Raw genomic sequence first — 18,417 nt, 5'->3', positions numbered from 1 at the left:
GCGCCAGCCAGGGACGCCAGTTATTCAACAAAAATTTTGCGCAAGCAAGATGGACGACGAAAATACCCGCGTCGAACGGCAGTGATTAGCCAGGACGTCTTGTTAGTTTCCCAAGGCGAACTTTTAGTCATTAACGAAAAGGCTGAACATCACCCACGCCTTCACGTACCACTTCCGGGGCAACTTCCGTTAAATCAATCACCGTGGTTGGCTGCTGGCCAAGATAACCACCGTGAATAATCAAGTCCACCAGCTTGCCAATCTCATCCTGAATCGCTTCCGGGTCGGACTCGGTAAAGTCATTGCCCGGCAGCATCAGCGAGGTCGACATCATCGGCTCGTTGAGTGCTTCCAGCAGGGCAAGAGCAATCGGGTTAGAGGGGACGCGCAAACCGATGGTTTTGCGTTTTTCGCTCATCAGGCGGCGCGGCACTTCTTTGGTGGCCTTGAGGATGAAGGTGTAGTTGCCCGGCGTATTGTTTTTAATTAAACGAAACGCGGTGTTGTCGACGTAAGCGTAGGTAGACAGCTCGGACAGATCGCGGCACATCAGGGTAAAGTTGTGATTGCCGTCAAGTTGACGAATACGGCAAATCCGCTCCATGGCGCTTTTATCTTCCAGCTTACATCCCAGCGCATATCCGGAATCGGTCGGGTAGACGATCACGCTGCCCTTATTTAACATCTCTACCGCCTGCTTAATCAGACGCGGCTGCGGGTTATCCGGGTGGATATAAAAAAACTGACTCATCACTCACCTCTTATCTGAAATTCCTGGCGACAAACCGATGCGGTAATATCAGGGAACCGCTGCCAGACGGCCTCTACGCCGCCAGGCAGCCATAATTTTTTGCCCAGTTCAATCCACGGGCACGCCTGATGGAAGTCAGATCCCTGCGAGGCGGCCAGCTGATAATCCTGGGCATAGCGTGCCAGCTGCTGGCGCTCGTTGGGTGCCTGCTGACACTGGGCAACTTCCATCGCGTCTCCACCCTGCTCGCTAAAATGTGCCAGCAGGCGCTTAAGCCATTTGGCAGACAGGCCGTAACGCCCCGGGTGGGCCACTACCGCCCTGCCGCCTGATTGATGAATGGCATCAATGGCTTGCTTAATTGTACACCACTGCGGCGGAGCGTAGCCGGTTTTGCCGCGTGCCAGATAGTCTTTGAAAACCTGTTGCATATTGTTGGCTTTACCGGCCGCAATAAGGAAACGAGCGAAATGCCCGCGCGTGATCGCGCCGCCTGCAGCCAGCGCCAGCGCCCCATCCAGCGCACCGGGAATATGCGCCTTTTCCAGCCGCTCGGCGATTAAGCGGGCGCGCGCAAGGCGACGTTCAGCCTGCGCGGCAAGCAGCGCAACCATCTGCGGATGCGCGATATCGATCCCCAGCCCGACAATATGGATCTCGTGATTCTCCCACAGGGTGGATATCTCCACGCCGTCGACCAGCCGCAGCGGCAGCTGATGGCGCGTCACCGCTTCACGCGCCGGGGCAATGCCGTCAGTGGTGTCATGGTCGGTGATGGCCAGTACGCCCACGCGCTGCTGCACTGCGCGCAACACCAGCTGTTCTGGCGTCAGTAAGCCATCGGAGGCGCGGGTATGGCTGTGAAGATCGTAAACAGGAAATGCACTGACTGGGGAAACGACGGCGGTCAAAACAACTCCGGGTAGACGGGGACATAGCGCAGCATGATAACGCGATTCCCGCTAAGTGAAAAAGAGTATTGACTTTTTTACCATGAACTAGTTAACTAGTACACAAGTTCACAAACAAGGTATCTGTCTCATGGCCTACTTATTCAACTTAAACACTGGCTGGTGGCGCACTTCTCCCTGACGGGCGAGGCGGTCATGCACGGTTAATTACGTTGTGCAGATACTCAGGCCCGCATAGTGCGGGCTTTTTTTTGAGCAAAATACAGAGAACATCTTAATGCCAAATGCCAAACCTGGAGTGAAGTTGATTACCGCCAGTGCACCGTACCGGGAAGATCCGGCTGCGGTTTTCCATCAGCTCTGCGCGGCACGTTCAGAGACGCTGCTGCTGGAATCTGCCGATGTCGACAGTAAATGCAATCTGAAAAGCCTGCTGATTGTTGACAGCGCCCTGCGCATCAGCGCACTGAATAATCGCGTGCACATCCAGGCGCTGTCGGCCAACGGTTGTGCGCTGCTGCCGTTACTGGATGCCGCGCTGCCCTCGACGGTAATCAACCAGATACGTCCTGAGAGTCGGGAACTGGTGTTCCCGCTCAATGAAGAAATCCAGGATGAAGACGCTAACCTGCGCGCCCTGTCAGTATTTGATGCGCTGCGCCTGATCCCCGGGCTGGTCAATTCTCCTCAGGAGGAGCGTGAGGCGATGCTGCTTGGCGGGCTGTTTGCCTATGACCTGGTCGCCGGCTTTGAAACGCTGCCGGAGCTTGATAACCAGCAGCGCTGCCCGGACTACTGTTTTTATCTGGCGGAAACGCTGCTGGTCATCGACCACCAGACACGGAGCGCTCGCCTGCAGGCCAGCCTGTTTACCCCGGAAGCGACTGAGTTTCTGCGTTTGCAGAGCCGTGTAGAACAGCTGTGCGGCATGATGTCTCAACCTGTCAGCGCCTTACCGGTGCAAAAGGTGGACAGTATGCAGCTTAGCGTCAGTCAGAGCGATGAAGAGTACTGCGCCATTGTGCGCCAGATGCAGGAGGCTATCCGTATCGGTGAAATTTTCCAGGTTGTGCCATCGCGCCGCTTCTCTCTGCCTTGCCCTTCCCCGCTGGCCGCTTACGACACGCTGAAAAACAGTAACCCCAGCCCGTATATGTTCTTTATGCAGGATCGTGACTTTAGCCTGTTCGGTGCCTCGCCGGAGAGTTCGCTGAAGTACGCAGCCGCCAGCAATCAAATCGAAATCTACCCGATTGCCGGAACGCGCCCGCGTGGCCGTCACGCAGACGGCTCGCTCGATCGCGATCTCGACAGCCGCATAGAGCTTGAAATGCGTACCGATCATAAAGAGATGGCCGAACATCTGATGCTGGTCGATCTGGCGCGTAACGATCTGGCACGTATCTGCCAGCCCGGTACGCGCTATGTTGCCGACCTGACAAAGGTCGATCGCTACACCTTCGTTATGCACCTGGTTTCGCGCGTTGTTGGCCAGCTGCGCAGCGATATTGATGTGCTGCACGCTTATCGCGCCTGTATGAACATGGGCACGCTGAGCGGTGCGCCGAAAGTGCGCGCCATGCAGCTGATTGCCAAAGCCGAAGGCACGCGGCGCGGCAGCTATGGCGGCGCGGTAGGCTACTTTACTGCCAGCGGCGATCTCGACACCTGTATTGTTATCCGCTCCGCGTACGTTGAAGACGGCGTGGCAACGGTGCAGGCCGGGGCTGGCGTGGTGCTGGACTCCTGTCCGCAGGCGGAAGCGGATGAAAGCCGCAATAAAGCGCGGGCGGTTTTGCGCGCCATCGCCACTGCTCATCACTGCCGGGAGATTTTCTGATGGCCGATATTCTGCTGCTCGATAACTTCGACTCATTCACTTACAACCTCGTTGACCAGCTGCGTACCTTTGGCCATCAGGTGACGATTTACCGTAATAACGTGCCGGCAGAGACGCTGATTGCTCGCCTGCAACAGATGGAAAATCCGGTACTGATGCTGTCACCCGGCCCCGGCGCGCCGTCGGCAGCAGGCTGTATGCCAGAACTGCTCCGACAGCTGCGAGGCCGTCTGCCGATCATTGGTATCTGTCTGGGGCACCAGGCGATAGTGGAGGCCTACGGCGGCCACGTTGGTCAGGCGGGTGAAATCCTGCACGGCAAGGCCTCTGCCATCAGCCATGACGATCAAGGCATGTTTGCCGGACTGAGCAACCCGCTGCCGGTGGCACGTTACCACTCACTGGTTGGCAGCAAAATTCCCGGCGGACTGACCGTTAATGCCACCTTTAACGATATGGTGATGGCGGTGCGCGATGACGCTAACCGCGTCTGCGGCTTCCAGTTCCATCCGGAATCCATTCTCACCAGCCAGGGGGCGCGCCTGCTGGAGCAAACCCTCGCCTGGGCGCTGGCGTAATCAAGGAGCCATTGATGAATAGCATTCTGGAAAAATTATACCAGTCCAGGGGACTGACACAGGCGGAAAGCCACCGGCTGTTCACTGCCATGATCGGCGGCCAGCTGGCACCCGCGCAGCTGGCCGCCGCGCTGATCGCCATAAAGGTGCGCGGTGAAACCCCGCAGGAGATTGCCGGAGCGGCAACCGCCCTGTTGGCCGATGCGAAACCCTTCCCGCGCCCTGATTATCCCTTTGCCGATATCGTTGGCACCGGCGGTGACGGCAGTAACAGTATTAATATCTCCACCGCCAGCGCCTTCGTTGCTGCGGCCTGCGGATTAAAAGTGGCGAAGCACGGCAACCGCAGCGTCTCCAGCCAGTCCGGCTCTTCAGATTTATTGGCGGCTTTTGGCATCAGCCTGGACTTACCAGCGGAACAGGCGCGCCAGGCGCTGGATGAGCTGAACGTCTGTTTCCTGTTTGCCCCGCAGTATCACAGCGGCTTCCGCCATGCCATGCCGGTGCGTAAAGAGCTGAAAACCCGCACTATCTTCAATGTTCTCGGCCCGTTGATTAACCCGGCGCGCCCGCCGCTGGCGCTGATCGGCGTCTACAGCCCGGAGCTGGTGTTGCCAATCGCCGAGACGCTGAAGATGCTGGGCTACCAGCGTGCGGCGGTGGTACACGGCGGCGGAATGGACGAAGTGGCGCTGCACAGTGCCACTCAGGTGGCCGAACTGCGCGACGGTGATATAACCCGCTACCAGCTGACGCCGGATGACTTCGGGCTGGGCAGTCACCCACAGGAGGCGCTGGCTGGGGGTTCGCCGGAAGAAAATCGTGACATTCTGGCGCGTTTACTCCAGGGTAATGGCCAACTGGCTCATGAAGAAGCCGTAGCGGCAAATGTCGCCCTGTTATTGAAAATTTTTGGCCATGAAGACCTACGGCTTAATGCCCGACAGGCGCTTGAAACCATCCGCAGCGGCAAAGCCTGGCAGCATGTGCTCGCACTGGCAGAAAGAGGATAATCATGCAGGAAACCATACTTGACCGAATCGTGCGCGATAAAGCCGTCTGGCTGGCGGCACGCCAGCAGCAGCAGCCGCTGGCCTCGTTTCAGAATGATATAGTCCCGGCCACGCGCAGTTTCTACGATGCCCTGAAGGGCGCCCGTACCGCATTTATTCTGGAGTGCAAAAAAGCCTCGCCGTCCAAGGGAGTGATCCGAGAGGACTTCGACCCGGCGGTGATCGCCGGCGTGTACCGGCATTACGCCTCCGCGATTTCCGTGCTGACCGATGAGCAGTACTTTCAGGGGAACTTTGACTTTCTCGCCATCGTCAGTGCGGCAGTCAGCCAGCCGGTGCTGTGCAAGGACTTTATTATCAGTCCGTATCAGATCCATCTGGCGCGCTATTATCAGGCAGACGCCATTCTGCTGATGCTGTCGGTACTGGACGATGAGCAGTATCGCCAGCTGGCCACCGTGGCACACAGCCTGAATATGGGCGTGCTGACGGAAGTCATCAACGATGAAGAGCTTAAGCGCGCCACCTCGCTGGGCGCTAAAGTGGTCGGCATCAATAACCGCGATTTGCGCGATCTGTCGATCGACCTTGACCGCACCCGCCGCCTGGCGCCTGCCGTGGCGCATAACGTCACGGTCATCAGTGAATCCGGTATCAATAGCCATGCCCAGGTACGCGAGCTAAGTCATTTCGCCAACGGCTTCCTGATAGGTTCGGCGCTGATGTCTGAAGATAATCTTGCCGCTGCCGTCAGGCGGGTGATGCTCGGCGAGAACAAGGTATGCGGACTGACCCGCCCCCAGGATGCGCGCAGTGCGCTGGAGTGCGGGGCTATCTATGGCGGGCTGATCTTCGCCGCCGGCTCGCCGCGCCAGATTGACGCAGTGCAAGCCCAGCAGGTGATCGCCGCCGCTGCGCTGCAGTATGTTGGCGTATTCCGCAACGACAGCGTGGGTGACATTGTCACTATTGCCCGGCACCTCAACCTGCACGCGGTACAGCTGCACGGCGACGAAAATCGCGATTTCATCAGCCAGCTGCGTGCCGCGCTGCCTGAAAATGTGCAGATCTGGAAAGCCTTCAGCATCAGCACCCGCCTGCCCGCACGCGACTGGCCGCACGTCGATCGCTACGTCTTTGACCAGGGGAATGGCGGCAGCGGTAAAGCATTCGACTGGTCGCTGTTAAAGGGTGAAAAGCTGGATAACGTCCTGCTGGCCGGTGGCCTGAGTGCGGATAACTGCGTTGTGGCCGCACAGCAGGGCTGTGCCGGTCTCGACTTTAATTCCGGCGTGGAGAGCGCTCCAGGGATCAAAGATGCAGCTAAAATGGCTTCCGTCTTCCAGACGCTGAAAGCCTGGTGAACAAGAGAGATAATATGACACGTTTAAACCCTTATTTTGGCGAGTTTGGTGGCATGTACGTGCCGCAGATCCTGATGCCTGCCCTGCTTCAACTGGAAGATGCGTTTATCAGCGCGCAGAGCGATCCCTCATTCCAGGCCGAATTTACCGACCTGCTAAAAAATTACGCTGGCCGCCCAACCGCGCTGACGCTGTGTAAAAACGTGACTAAGGGCAGCAAAACGCGCCTTTATCTGAAGCGTGAAGACCTGCTGCACGGCGGCGCGCACAAAACCAATCAGGTACTGGGCCAGGCGCTGCTGGCAAAGCGCATGGGCAAAAACGAAATTATTGCTGAGACCGGTGCCGGTCAGCACGGCGTTGCCTCGGCGCTGGCCTGCGCGCTGCTCGGCCTGAAATGCCGCATCTATATGGGTGCGAAGGATATTGAGCGTCAGTCGCCTAACGTATTTCGTATGCGCCTGATGGGTGCGGAGGTGATCCCGGTGCACAGCGGTGCCGCCACGCTAAAAGACGCCTGTAATGAAGCGCTGCGCGACTGGTCCGGCAGCTACGAAACCACCCACTATATGCTGGGTACGGCGGCAGGCCCGCATCCATTCCCGACCATCGTGCGTGAATTCCAGCGCATGATTGGGGAGGAGACTAAAGCTCAGATCCTACAGCAGGAAGGTCGCCTGCCGGATGCCGTCATCGCCTGCGTCGGCGGGGGGTCTAACGCCATCGGCATGTTTGCCGACTTTATTGATGAGTCGGGTGTGGAACTGATTGGCGTCGAGCCAGGCGGTCACGGTATTGAAAGCGGCGAGCATGGCGCTCCGCTCAAGCACGGGCGCGTCGGTATTTATTTTGGTATGAAATCACCGATGATGCAGACCACAGACGGGCAAATTGAAGAGTCTTATTCTATTTCAGCCGGTCTCGACTTCCCTTCAGTCGGCCCGCAGCATGCTCACCTTAACAGTATCGGCCGGGCGAACTACGTCTCGATTACCGATGAAGAAGCGCTGGATGCCTTCAAGGCGTTGTGCCGCAGCGAAGGGATCATCCCGGCGCTGGAATCCTCACATGCGCTGGCCCATGCGCTGAAAATGGCACGCGAAAATCCTGAAAAAGAGCAGCTGCTGGTGGTCAATCTTTCCGGCCGTGGTGACAAAGATATTTTCACCGTGCACGACATCCTTACCGCTAAGGGAGAAATCTGATGGATCGCTACGACCTCTGTTTTAAACGCCTGGCCGCAAAGCAGGAAGGGGCGTTTGTCCCCTTCGTCACCCTCGGCGACCCGACGCCCAAACTGTCGTTACAGATTATCGATGCGCTGGTGGCAGGCGGTGCTGATGCGCTTGAGCTGGGCATTCCCTTTTCCGACCCGCTGGCAGATGGCCCCACTATACAGAATGCTAACCTGCGCGCCTTCGCTGCCGGAGTCACGCCGGAGCAATGTTTTGAAATGCTGGCGGCGATCCGTGAGAAATACCCACAGCTGCCCATTGGCCTGCTGATGTACGCAAACCTGGTCTTCTCCAACGGCATTGATAACTTCTATTCCCGTTGCCAGCAGGTTGGCGTTGATTCGGTGCTGGTGGCCGATGTACCGGTTGAAGAGTCTGCCCCGTTCCGCCAGGCGGCCATGCGACATAACGTCGCGCCTATATTCATCTGCCCGCCAAACGCCAGTGACGATTTACTGCGTGAAATTGCTTCTCACGGCCGGGGGTATACCTACCTGCTGTCGCGTGCCGGGGTGACCGGTTCAGAAACCCGCGCCAGTCTGCCGCTTAAACACCTGGTGGATAAACTGCGCGAATATCATGCGGCCCCGGCGCTGCAGGGCTTTGGCATTTCCGAAGCCTCACAGGTGCAGCAGGCGATTGCTGCCGGGGCGAGAGGGGCGATTTCAGGTTCTGCCGTGGTCAAAATCATTGAGAAACATCTGACCGAGCCTGCGGTGATGCTGTCAGAACTGACCGCTTTTGCCGCCAGCCTGAAAGACGGCACCCGATGCTAACCCCTGATGATGCCTTATCCTGGCGATAAGGCATTATTTTCTTTCCAATTGTTGCGCCTGAAATTTGCAATTATCACCTTCGTCGACAAAAATTACTGCGTACCGCCATTTGTCGGTAAACGCAATGTCAACGTGAACAATAACAGGGAGTACGCTATGAAATGGTTTAACGTCTTGTCAGGTACCATTATTGCAGCCGTTGTCGCATTATCAGTCAGTGCCTGTGCACCCACGGCGACCAAAGAAGGAACGGGTGGTTATATCGACGACACGGTAGTGACCACCAAAGTCAAAACGGCTTTACTGGGCGATAAATCGCTTAAGTCGACTGAAATTAATGTTGAAACGTTTAAAGGCCGTGTGCAGCTGAGTGGCTTTGTTATCTCACCTCAGGCGGCAAACCGCGCAGTTCAGGTTACGCGTGGCGTGGCCGGGGTGAAATCCGTGGTCAACAATATGCAGATCAAGTAACCGGTTACCGCAATCATCAAGGCGCGATTATCGCGCCTTTTTTTGTCTCGTGCGGTTGGCGAACGTGACAGTACAGCGCTTCGGCCATTTGCAGCAGGATTGCCAAATCAGAAACGGTAACCGGCTCCAATAAAGAATACCCACGGGTCGATATGGGTATCAATGCTCTGTCGGGCTTCTCCGGCGTTGAAGCTGACCTTAGTGTCAATATCCATGTACCACACAGAGGCGTTCAGCATCCATTCAGGGGTTAGCTGGTAATCCAGCCCCACCTGACCCGCCATGCCCCAGCTGTTTTTAACGCTCAGATCGCTCAGTCCGGCGTCACGCCCCGTCTGGTTAAAATCAGCGTGATAGAACAGGGTATAGTTGACTCCGATACCCGCATAAGGCTGCCATTTGCTGGCATCGTCCATAAAGTACCACTGCGCCATCAGCGTTGGCGGCAGCTGGCGCACCGTGGCCAATGTCCCGGTCGGCCCCAGACCGACTTTGTGGCGGAACGGCGTGGCTGCCAGTAGCTCAATACCCAAGTGGTCAGTTGCCATCCAGGTAAAGGTCAGACCAAGCTGGGTGTTATTATCTACACTGAATTCCCCCAGACCCAACACATCATCAGATCCGCCGCCTGGCCGCACGGTAGCCGAACCCGCACGCATAAAAAAATCACCCGCCTGATGGGCGGAGGCGATCGCAGGCATCACCGCGATGACCGACAATGCCAGTGCTTTCAACTTCATCACCACTCCTTTGCATTCAATTTATTCATGTGCTTTGGCTGGACCCTCTGCGGAGGCTTAAGCCAAATTTCGCGACATATATTTACGCTGTTTTAACCCACTGGTCATGCTAATAATTCCAGATAAAGAAGTTAAAAAACATCAGGTTGATTTAGATCAATTTCCACCAGATGCAAAAGACAAGTTCGCTACAACCCGGTCGGTTTGCATCTGCGGATTAGCGAGCAATGTTCGGTAAAATGCGCACTGTCCTGCAAAGAATCGCCGCTAAAACCTTCTTTAAGCGAAAGTTATGTCAATCTGAGTGCCAGTACCCCACCGGAGCATGTACAATCGCCGGGTCTTTAAACCGGCCTTTTCAAGGAGAGTACATGTCTATCACGGCGGGTTCGCTATACCGTGACACGGGGAATTTTTTCCGCCATCAGCTGATCACCATTATTTTGATGGCGCTGCTGACTTCATTTGTCACCATGCTCATCGGCAAGGCGCTGACGCCGGGTATCGATCAGATGCAGATCCTCGGTGACGGCGCAGCGCGTTCTGCCAGCAACCTGATGGAGATGGTGCGCAACATGTCGCCCGAACAGCAACAGGTACTATTACGTGCTTCAGCCGCCGGAACCTTTGCCTCACTGATGGGGAACGTGCTGCTGCTGGGCGGCATGTTAAGCCTGATCCCTTTGGTTTCATCCGGGCAACGGGTCAGCGCTTTGCGCGCCATGGGTTCCGCTGCCCCGGAGCTGCCACGCCTGCTGCTGTTGACGTTCCTGATGACGCTGGTCATCCAACTCGGCTTTATGGCGCTGGTGGTTCCCGGCGTTCTGCTGGCGGTGACTCTGGCGCTGGCACCGATGATTATGACCACCGAGAAAGTCGGCGTTTTCGCAGCGATGCGCGCCAGCTTCCGCCTGTGCTGGAGCCAGATGAAACTGGTGGCTCCGGCAGTGACTCTGTGGATGGCGGCAAAGCTGATGGTACTGCTGCTGGCTTCGGCGTTGCTGGTGCTGCCGCCGGATGTTGCCTCGGTGCTGCTGAATGCACTGAGCAATCTGCTTTCTGCCGCGCTGATTATTTATCTGTCACGTTTGTATATGCTGTTACGTTGATTGTGGATGAATGCCTCGACAGGGGCATTTCATTGCATAATGATATTTCGCATTAGCCTGTTATCTGGAGGCCGCTATGAAGCAATTACTCGACTTTCTCCCCCTTGTGGTATTTTTTGTTTTCTACAAGCTGTACGACATTTTCGTCGCATCCGGCGCGCTGATTGTCGCTTCGGCTATCGCGCTGGCCATCAGTTGGCTGCTGTATCGCAAGCTGGAAAAAATGTCGCTGATTACCTTTGCCATGGTGGCTGTTTTTGGCACCTTGACGATTGCCCTGCATAATCCTGATTTTATTAAGTGGAAAGTGACCATCATTTATGGTCTTTTTGCCACCGCACTGCTGTTCAGCCACGGGTTTATGCAGCAGCCGCTGATTCAGAAAATGTTGGGCAAAGAGATCCAACTGCCCGCATTTGCCTGGCGCCGCCTGAACCTTGCCTGGGCGCTGTTTTTCCTCGCCTGTGGCGTGGCTAACATCTACGTTGCGTTCTGGCTGACTCAGGACACATGGATGAACTTTAAAGTCTTTGGCCTGAGCGGCCTGACGCTGCTGTTTACCCTGTTGAGCGGCATATATATTTATCGTTTGATGCCACAAGAAGAAAAATAAATGCCCTTCCCCGGCAAGCTCCTTGCCGGGGAATGAAAGACCACACCAGCGAACCATTCAAAGAGCAAATAATGAGCAAACAACTGAGAACCCCGCAGGGCGAGATGGTGCTGCGCACGCTTGCCATGCCGGCAGATACCAACGCTAACGGCGATATTTTTGGCGGCTGGCTGATGTCACAAATGGACATGGGCGGCGCTATTCTGGCTAAGGAGATTGCCGGAGGACGTGTGGTTACCGTACGGGTTGACGGCATGACATTTATGAAGCCGGTGGCGGTGGGCGATGTTGTTTGCTGCCACGCGCGCTGCGTGCGCACCGGCACCAGTTCCGTCACCGTCAATATTGAAGTGTGGATCAAGAAAGTATCATCGGAACCGATTGGTCAACGCTACTGCACCACCGAAGCGGTATTTATTTACGTCGCGGTGGACAGCCAGGGAAAACCGCGCCCGCTGCCGGAGGGTAAAAGCCACTTTAGCGCAGACCCGCAGCCTTAATCCCTTTTCGTTAACCTCCGGGAGCTGCCTGTATTCAGCGCCCGGAGCATTCGCCGGCATGGGGCTTACGGCGTTAGCCGATGCTGGAACCACCATTAAGCTTGAACTGAATGTTCATGGTAAGGTCTTTACCTGGTTTACCCGCCTCATAACGCCACTTGCGCATCGCCTGTTTCACTTCACGTTCGAACATATTGCGCGGCTCTGCCGACAAGATACGAATGTTGTCCACCTGCCCCGAACTGTCAACGTCGAACTGCACGCGTACTTGCCCTTCGATGTGCAAGGCAAAGGCGCGGGCGGGATAAGACGGCTTACCCACGCTTAACGCACGCGGTCCGCTTGACAGCGCACTGGAAGGCGATGGCGAATTTTTCGGCGCGGTGGAGGGTTTAGCCTGTTCTGCCGGCCGGGTTTCCAACGGGGCGGCCGGGCGAGGCTTCACCTCCGGCTTCGGCTTCACCACCTCTTTCTTAACCGGTTTTGGTTTGGGTTTGGGCTTAGGCTCAGGCTTGGGAATGGCTACCGGCTCTTTTTTTACCGGTTCGGGTTCGGGTTCTGCTTCGGCTTCAGGCTCCGGAGCGACGTCAGGCGGTACAGCCTGTGGTTCCGGCTGCATTTCAGGTGCCACCATCGATACGCTAATTGGCTGAGATGCTTTTGGCATGTCCACTGCCTGATGCAGTGAGGCATACAGCATTGCCCCAATCACCGCTCCATGCAGTGCGATCGAGCCAAGCAATGGCAGCGGTGAGCGGCGAGGTAAATCAGTTATCAGCGTGGTCATAATCTTTCTGGTCATCATGTGAGGTGACGATTTTAAATGCAAATAGCAATCAGTTTCAACAAACGCGCAGCGATAATCGCTGTTTTGCACCTTAAAGTTCATCAAACCGGCCTTAGCGACGGCTGAATAATCTTTATTTGCACAAACGTTAACGATCGCTTAACGTGAAGCCGAATCACATCCCCCCGACAGGAGTTCTCAAACGTGTTGTATGTCATTTACGCTGAAGATCATGCTGACTCTCTGGAGAAACGCACGGCGGTGCGCCCGGCGCACGTTGCCCGCTTACAGTTACTGCGTGACGAAGGGCGGCTGATTATTGCCGGCCCGATGCCGGCAGTTGACAGCAACGAACCGGGGGATGCGGGGTTTAGCGGTTCAACCATCATTGCCGAATTCCCGTCTCTGGAAGCGGCACAGAAGTGGGCGCAGGATGACCCGTACAATGCGGCGGGAGCCTACAAACACGCCACGGTCAAACCATTTAAACGGACGTTTTAAACCGTCGCCGCCCGGACGGCAAAGCTTCCCGGCCCGGTGACAGCATCAGAGAATGGGGCTGATAAACAAAATCGAGCGGCGTTGTTGCTGGCTCAGCTGATGGCGGAATGAGTACATATGCCCATAGCGACGTGATTGCCCTTCCAGCCAGCGCGCCACATCATTTCTGCTTCATCTCATTACAGCCTCTGTCCGGACATCTGTATAAGGAAAACTCGCGGCGCATGATAGACCTTTCTTGCATTCTGTAAGGTCCGATGTCTTTTAACAGTTTGCCGCTTTGAGGTTTTCAGCGCGATTAACTGCACGTAAACTCACCGCACTGATGTGTGAACGGGACTATTCACTTAATGACCACTTTTTACACCGTGATGAGCTGGCTGCTGGTATTCGGTTACTGGTTGCTGATTGCCGGCGTCACCTTGCGCATCCTGATGAAGCGCCGCGCAGTGCCATCTGCGATGGCCTGGCTGCTGATTATCTATATCCTGCCGCTGGTCGGCATAATCGCTTATCTTTCTCTGGGTGAACTTCATCTCGGTAAACGCCGGGCTGAACGGGCGCGCACCATGTGGCCATCTACCGCCCGCTGGCTTAACGAATTGAAGTCCGGTCACCCTATTTTTGCCAAAGAGAACAGCGATGTGGCCCAACCGCTGTTTCAGCTTTGTGAAAAGCGTCAGGGGGTGGCGGGAGTAAAAGGCAACCAGCTGCAGTTGCTGACCAGTACCGACGACACGCTACGTACGCTGGTGCGCGATATTCAACTGGCACGCCACAACATTGAGATGGTGTTTTACATCTGGCTACCCGGCGGGCACGCCGACCACGTTGCGGAAGCGCTGATGGCGGCCGCACGGCGTGGGGTGCATTGCCGTCTGCTGCTTGACTCGGCCGGCAGCGTAGATTTCTTCCGTAGCCCGTGGCCGGCGATGATGCGCAATGCCGGGGTAGACGTGGTGGAAGCGCTGCGCGTCAGTCTGCTGCGCGTGTTCCTGCGCCGCATGGATTTGCGCCAGCACCGCAAAGTGGTGCTGATTGATAATTATATTGCTTATACCGGCAGCATGAATCTGGTTGACCCGCGCTTCTTCAAACAACATGCCGGGGTCGGCCAGTGGGTAGACCTGATGGCGCGAATGGAAGGCCCGGTGGCAACGACCATGGGCATTATCTACGCCTGCGACTGGGAGATTGAAACCGGCAAGCGTATTCTGCCCCCCCCGCCCGACGACAATGTGATGCCGTTTGAGCAGGAGAGCGGCCATACCATTCAGGTAATCGCTTCCGGTCCCGGCTTCCCGGAAGATATGATACACCAGGCGTTGTTAACGGCCGTCTACTCGGCGCGTGAGCAGCTGATCATGACCACCCCCTACTTTGTGCCCAGCGATGACCTGCTGCATGCCATTTGTACCGCCGCCTGGCGCGGCGTTGAGGTCAGCATTATTGTGCCCCGCCACAATGACTCGCTGCTGGTGCGCTGGGCCAGCCGGGCCTTCTTTGATGAAATGCTGGCCGCCGGCGTGAAAATCTATCAGTTCGAGGGCGGGCTGCTACACAGTAAAAGTATTCTGGTTGACGGCCAGCTAAGCCTGGTCGGCACCGTCAATCTGGATATGCGCAGTCTGTGGCTCAACTTTGAGATAACGCTGGTGATCGATGATGACGGATTTGGCAGCGACCTGGCCCGCGTTCAGGAGGATTATATCGCCCGCTCCCGCCTGCTTGATGCCAGGCGTTGGGCGCACCGGGCATACTGGCAGCGCATTGTTGAACGACTGTTTTACTTCTTCAGCCCGTTACTGTAAAACGAGCCAAAAAGCACAGCGCCCTCAAAGGCAATACAGGAACCATTATGGATTTAAACAACCGCCTGAGCGAAGACGAAACCCTGGAACAGGCATACGATATTTTCCTTGAGCTGGCCGTCGATAATCTCGACCCCGCCGATGTGATTCTGTTCAATCTTCAGTTTGAGCAGCGCGGCGGCGCAGAGCTGTACGATCCCGCTGAAGACTGGGCTGAGCATGTTGACTTCGACCTTAATCCGGACTTTTTCGCTGAAGTGGTGATCGGCCTGGGCGAAGCAGACGGTGAGCCGATTAGTGATGTGTTTGCCCGCGTGCTGCTATGCCGCGAGAAAGACCATAAGCTGTGTCATATTTTGTGGAAAGAGTGATATAACGGCCATATTGAACGTGGCTGCCATTCAGCCACGTTCACGATGATGCGCTAACCGGTGGTGTCTGCTAACCTGACGGCTGCATTACCCGCGCATCACAGCGGATCGACCTTCAGGCAGGATACCGCATGGCGGAAACTGCCCTCCAGCAACGGGCGCGTTACGGCACATTCCGGCCCGGCTATCGGGCAGCGGGTGCGGAAAACGCAGCCCGATGGGGGATCGATAGGTGACGGCAGTTCTCCTTCCAGTAACTGGATAGTTTTGTTTTTCTCCAGATCGGGATCGGGGATCGGCACTGCTGACATCAGCGCACGGGTATAGGGGTGCTGCGGGTTCTGGTACACCTCGTCATAGGTGCCCAGTTCCACCGGGTGACCAAGATACATCACCAGTACGCGGTCAGAGATATGCTTTACCACCGCCAGATCGTGCGCAATAAAAATCAGCGACAGACCCATCTCACGCTGCAAATTCTGCAACAAATTGACCACCTGAGCCTGAATTGATACGTCCAGCGCCGAGACCGGCTCATCGCAGATAATCAGTTTAGGTTCCAGGATTAAAGCGCGGGCGATGCCGATACGCTGGCACTGGCCGCCGGAGAACTCGTGCGGATAGCGGTTAATCAGATTAGGTAGCAGCCCCACTTTCATCATCATCGTTTTCACGCGCTCTTTCACCTGCTCACGCGCCATGTCCGGATGGTAGGTACGCAGCGGTTCCGCGATGATATCTCCAATGGTCATACGTGGATTAAGCGATGCCAGCGGATCCTGGAATATCATCTGAATATCGCTGCGCGCCGCGCGCCATTGTTCGGCACTTTGCCCGAGCAAATCGCGCCCCAGCCACGCCACGCGTCCGTCGGTGGCTTTCACCAGCCCGATAATCGCCCGCGCCAGCGTGGACTTGCCACAGCCGGACTCGCCAACAATTCCCAGCGTTTCACCTTCGTATAAACGCAGACTGACGCCGTCTACCGCCTTCAGGGTCTTGGGGGCTTGCCAGAACCACTGCCGCCCATCTTTGATATCGAAATGGACCTTCAGGTCGGCAATTTCCAGCAGGATCTTTTTCTCTGCCACGCTATTCATACCAGTTCCTCCACGGGTTTGAAGCAGGCACGCAGTCGGCCTGGCGCAAAAGCCTCAAGCGGCGGTGTGGTCGTGCATACTTCCATAGCATGCGGGCAGCGCGGCTGGAACGGGCAACCGCCCGGCAGGCGCAGCAGGTTGGGCGGGTTGCCGGGGATGGTAATCAGCGACTCACCGGCTGGCGCATCCAGGCGCGGTACTGCGTCCAGCAGGCCAATGGAGTAAGGATGCGTCGGCTGGTAAAAGACATGGCGCGCATCACCATATTCCATGGTGCGCCCGGCATACATCACCAGCACGCGATCGCAGATGCCCGCCACCACGCCCAGATCGTGGGTGATCATAATAATGGCGGTATTGAACTCCCGTTTCAGTTCATTCAGCAGGGTCATAATTTGCGCCTGAACGGTGACGTCAAGTGCGGTGGTCGGCTCATCGGCGATGAGCAATTTTGGTTTGCACAGCAGCGCCATGGCAATCATCACGCGCTGGCGCATGCCGCCTGAAAATTCATGCGGGAACATGTTCATGCGTTTGCGCGCCTCCGGCATTTTGACCGCATCCAGCATGCGCACCGACTCTTCAAACGCCTGAGCGCCCTTCAGCCCTTTGTGCAGCTGCAACACTTCCATCAGCTGCTCACCGACGCGCATATAGGGGTTCAGCGAGGTCATCGGATCCTGGAAAATCATGGCGATTTGCTCGGCGCGCAGCTTATTCAGCTGCTTTTCCGGCAGATTGAGAATTTCGGCACCGTGGAATCGCGCCGAACCGCCAATACGGCCGTTGCTGGCTAGCAGCCCCATCAGGGCGAAAGCGGTCTGTGATTTTCCGGAACCTGACTCGCCGACAATGCCAAGCGTTTCCCCGGCATGCAGGCTGAAGTTAAGGTCGTTGACCGCCGTCACATCGCCGTCCGGGGTACTGAAGGTGACGCGCAGGTCTTTCACATCCAGCAGAGGTTCGCTTCCCTGGGTTTTCGCCATTGCGGGCTTTAATTCAATTACTCTCATCGGGAAAATCCTTAACGATCTTTCGGGTCGAGGGCATCACGTAAACCATCGCCGATAAAGTTAAAACAGAACAGGGTAATGACGAGGAACGCCGCCGGATAAAGCAGCAGCCACGGCGAAACTTCCATGGAATTGGCCCCGTCGCTGAGCAGTGCGCCCCAGCTGCTTAACGGCTCCTGGGTGCCCAAACCGAGGAAGCTAAGGAACGACTCAAACAGGATCATGCTGGGCACCAGCAGCGAGGCGTAAACCACCACAACGCCCAGCACATTAGGCACAATGTGGCGCAGCACGATTTTGAAGGTAGAGACACCCCCGACCTCGGCGGCTTCAATAAACTCTTTACGCTTCAGGCTCAACGTCTGACCACGCACGATACGCGCCATATCCAGCCAGGAAACCATGCCGATGGCGACAAATATCAGCAGGATATTCTGACCGAAAAAGGTCACCAGCAGGATAACGAAGAACATAAACGGAAATGAGTTGAGGATCTCCAGCAGGCGCATCATTACCGAGTCGGTTTTACCGCCGATATACCCCGCCAGGGTGCCGTAAAGCGTGCCGAGCACCACTGCCACCAGCGCGGCGGCAACGCCCACCATCAGCGAGATGCGCCCGCCGATTGCCACGCGCACCAGCAGATCGCGCCCGGAGGAGTCGGTGCCCATATAGTGACCGGAAGCGATGTCCGGCGCGGCTGACATCATCGCCCAGTCGGTATCATCATAGGTGAACGGCGACAGCATCGGGGCCAGTACCACGAACAGCGTCACCAGCAGCAGCACGACCAGGCTGGCCAGCGCCGCGCGGTTGTGAATAAAGCGACGGCGCGCATCCTGCCACAGGCTGCGCCCTTCGATTTCAAGCTTTTCGCTGAATTTATCCAGGGCTTCGCTGTTTTTATGACTTAACTTCATTGCCAGCTCCAGA

19 protein-coding genes, 1 pseudogene and 1 other annotated feature are annotated in these 18,417 nt (G+C 56.4%); of the genes and pseudogenes, 12 read left to right on the top strand and 8 right to left on the bottom strand.

Features of this window, described 5'->3' with window-relative positions; translation table 11 throughout:
• Window positions 1-130 precede the first annotated feature (130 nt).
• Window positions 131-751, bottom strand: coding sequence for an L-threonylcarbamoyladenylate synthase (locus EPYR_RS08465; protein ID WP_012667983.1), 621 nt, complete (start codon window positions 749-751; stop codon window positions 131-133).
• A complete protein-coding gene (rnm, locus tag EPYR_RS08460) occupies window positions 751-1,662 on the bottom strand; it encodes an RNase RNM (RefSeq protein ID WP_012667982.1) in 912 nt (303 codons plus the stop codon). Before rnm ends, EPYR_RS08465 begins: the two co-directional genes overlap by 1 nt.
• A 154-nt stretch (window positions 1,663-1,816) precedes the next feature.
• Window positions 1,817-1,915 (top strand) — a sequence feature (Trp leader region).
• A 24-nt stretch (window positions 1,916-1,939) separates the two neighbouring features.
• Between rnm and EPYR_RS08455 the strand changes: the two genes are divergently transcribed.
• The 6 genes and pseudogenes from EPYR_RS08455 to EPYR_RS08425 all read left to right on the top strand — a co-directional run bounded on the left by EPYR_RS08455 (window position 1,940) and on the right by EPYR_RS08425 (window position 8,939).
• On the top strand, window positions 1,940-3,502 hold the full coding sequence (locus EPYR_RS08455; protein WP_012667981.1) for an anthranilate synthase component 1: 1,563 nt from the start codon (window positions 1,940-1,942) through the stop codon (window positions 3,500-3,502).
• A pseudogene (gene trpD / locus EPYR_RS21045) lies at window positions 3,502-5,093 on the top strand (bifunctional anthranilate synthase glutamate amidotransferase component TrpG/anthranilate phosphoribosyltransferase TrpD). Before EPYR_RS08455 ends, trpD begins: the two are co-directional and overlap by 1 nt.
• A gap of 2 nt (window positions 5,094-5,095) precedes the next feature.
• Window positions 5,096-6,457, top strand: a complete 1,362-nt coding sequence (gene trpCF, locus EPYR_RS08440) for a bifunctional indole-3-glycerol-phosphate synthase TrpC/phosphoribosylanthranilate isomerase TrpF (RefSeq protein WP_012667978.1) — start codon at window positions 5,096-5,098, stop codon at window positions 6,455-6,457.
• A gap of 14 nt (window positions 6,458-6,471) precedes the next feature.
• On the top strand, window positions 6,472-7,662 hold the full coding sequence (trpB, locus tag EPYR_RS08435; RefSeq protein WP_012667977.1) for a tryptophan synthase subunit beta: 1,191 nt from the start codon (window positions 6,472-6,474) through the stop codon (window positions 7,660-7,662).
• Window positions 7,662-8,468 carry a tryptophan synthase subunit alpha gene (gene trpA, locus EPYR_RS08430; protein ID WP_012667976.1) on the top strand — a complete coding sequence of 269 codons (807 nt, stop codon included), beginning with the start codon at window positions 7,662-7,664 and terminating at the stop codon, window positions 8,466-8,468. Before trpB ends, trpA begins: the two co-directional genes overlap by 1 nt.
• Window positions 8,469-8,624: 156 nt before the next feature.
• Window positions 8,625-8,939: a BON domain-containing protein gene (locus EPYR_RS08425; RefSeq protein ID WP_014538873.1), complete on the top strand. Its 315-nt coding sequence runs from the start codon at window positions 8,625-8,627 to the stop codon at window positions 8,937-8,939.
• A gap of 107 nt (window positions 8,940-9,046) precedes the next feature.
• On the opposite strand, the gene ompW is transcribed toward EPYR_RS08425, so the two are convergent.
• Window positions 9,047-9,679: an outer membrane protein OmpW gene (ompW, locus tag EPYR_RS08420; protein ID WP_012667974.1), complete on the bottom strand. Its 633-nt coding sequence runs from the start codon at window positions 9,677-9,679 to the stop codon at window positions 9,047-9,049.
• Between the two features lie 371 nt (window positions 9,680-10,050).
• On the opposite strand from ompW, the gene EPYR_RS08415 reads away from it, so the two are divergent.
• The 3 genes from EPYR_RS08415 to yciA all read left to right on the top strand — a co-directional run bounded on the left by EPYR_RS08415 (window position 10,051) and on the right by yciA (window position 11,901).
• Window positions 10,051-10,788, top strand: a complete 738-nt coding sequence (locus tag EPYR_RS08415; RefSeq protein ID WP_012667973.1) for a YciC family protein — start codon at window positions 10,051-10,053, stop codon at window positions 10,786-10,788.
• Between the two features lie 76 nt (window positions 10,789-10,864).
• Window positions 10,865-11,401, top strand: coding sequence for a septation protein A (locus tag EPYR_RS08410; RefSeq protein ID WP_012667972.1), 537 nt, complete (start codon window positions 10,865-10,867; stop codon window positions 11,399-11,401).
• A 71-nt stretch (window positions 11,402-11,472) separates the two neighbouring features.
• Window positions 11,473-11,901, top strand: a complete 429-nt coding sequence (yciA, locus tag EPYR_RS08405; RefSeq protein WP_012667971.1) for an acyl-CoA thioester hydrolase YciA — start codon at window positions 11,473-11,475, stop codon at window positions 11,899-11,901.
• A 73-nt stretch (window positions 11,902-11,974) separates the two neighbouring features.
• Here the strand turns inward: yciA and tonB are convergent, their stop codons facing one another.
• Window positions 11,975-12,688, bottom strand: coding sequence for a TonB system transport protein TonB (tonB, locus tag EPYR_RS08400; protein ID WP_012667970.1), 714 nt, complete (start codon window positions 12,686-12,688; stop codon window positions 11,975-11,977).
• Window positions 12,689-12,892: 204 nt separating this feature from the next.
• On the opposite strand from tonB, the gene EPYR_RS08395 reads away from it, so the two are divergent.
• Window positions 12,893-13,189 (top strand): YciI family protein, encoded by a 297-nt coding sequence (locus EPYR_RS08395; RefSeq protein WP_012667969.1) that lies wholly within the window; start codon window positions 12,893-12,895, stop codon window positions 13,187-13,189.
• 45 nt (window positions 13,190-13,234) lie between these two features.
• On the opposite strand, the gene EPYR_RS21350 is transcribed toward EPYR_RS08395, so the two are convergent.
• On the bottom strand, window positions 13,235-13,348 hold the full coding sequence (locus tag EPYR_RS21350; RefSeq protein ID WP_014538870.1) for a YciY family protein: 114 nt from the start codon (window positions 13,346-13,348) through the stop codon (window positions 13,235-13,237).
• Window positions 13,349-13,539: 191 nt separating this feature from the next.
• Between EPYR_RS21350 and cls the strand changes: the two genes are divergently transcribed.
• The gene (gene cls / locus EPYR_RS08390) at window positions 13,540-15,000 is read left to right on the top strand and encodes a cardiolipin synthase (RefSeq protein ID WP_012667968.1); all 1,461 of its coding nucleotides are present in this window, start codon (window positions 13,540-13,542) and stop codon (window positions 14,998-15,000) included.
• A gap of 47 nt (window positions 15,001-15,047) precedes the next feature.
• Window positions 15,048-15,371 carry an HI1450 family dsDNA-mimic protein gene (locus tag EPYR_RS08385; RefSeq protein ID WP_012667967.1) on the top strand — a complete coding sequence of 108 codons (324 nt, stop codon included), beginning with the start codon at window positions 15,048-15,050 and terminating at the stop codon, window positions 15,369-15,371.
• A gap of 98 nt (window positions 15,372-15,469) precedes the next feature.
• Here EPYR_RS08385 and oppF read toward each other — a convergent pair whose 3' ends face one another.
• Genes oppF through oppC form a run of 3 tightly spaced genes read right to left on the bottom strand, consistent with a single transcriptional unit; the run spans window position 15,470 to window position 18,404 of the window.
• Complete coding sequence (oppF, locus tag EPYR_RS08380) at window positions 15,470-16,471, bottom strand: murein tripeptide/oligopeptide ABC transporter ATP binding protein OppF (protein ID WP_012667966.1); 1,002 nt, start codon at window positions 16,469-16,471, stop codon at window positions 15,470-15,472.
• Window positions 16,468-17,484 carry an ABC transporter ATP-binding protein gene (gene oppD / locus EPYR_RS08375; RefSeq protein ID WP_012667965.1) on the bottom strand — a complete coding sequence of 339 codons (1,017 nt, stop codon included), beginning with the start codon at window positions 17,482-17,484 and terminating at the stop codon, window positions 16,468-16,470. Before oppD ends, oppF begins: the two co-directional genes overlap by 4 nt.
• 11 nt (window positions 17,485-17,495) lie before the next feature.
• The gene (oppC, locus tag EPYR_RS08370) at window positions 17,496-18,404 is read right to left on the bottom strand and encodes an oligopeptide ABC transporter permease OppC (RefSeq protein ID WP_012667964.1); all 909 of its coding nucleotides are present in this window, start codon (window positions 18,402-18,404) and stop codon (window positions 17,496-17,498) included.
• Between the last annotated feature and the right edge of the window lie 13 nt (window positions 18,405-18,417).

This window comes from Erwinia pyrifoliae DSM 12163, assembly GCF_000026985.1.
Classification (GTDB): domain Bacteria; phylum Pseudomonadota; class Gammaproteobacteria; order Enterobacterales; family Enterobacteriaceae; genus Erwinia; species Erwinia pyrifoliae.
The sequence above is the reverse complement of the archived record's forward strand: the minus strand, read 5'-3'. Positions and strand labels throughout refer to the sequence as shown.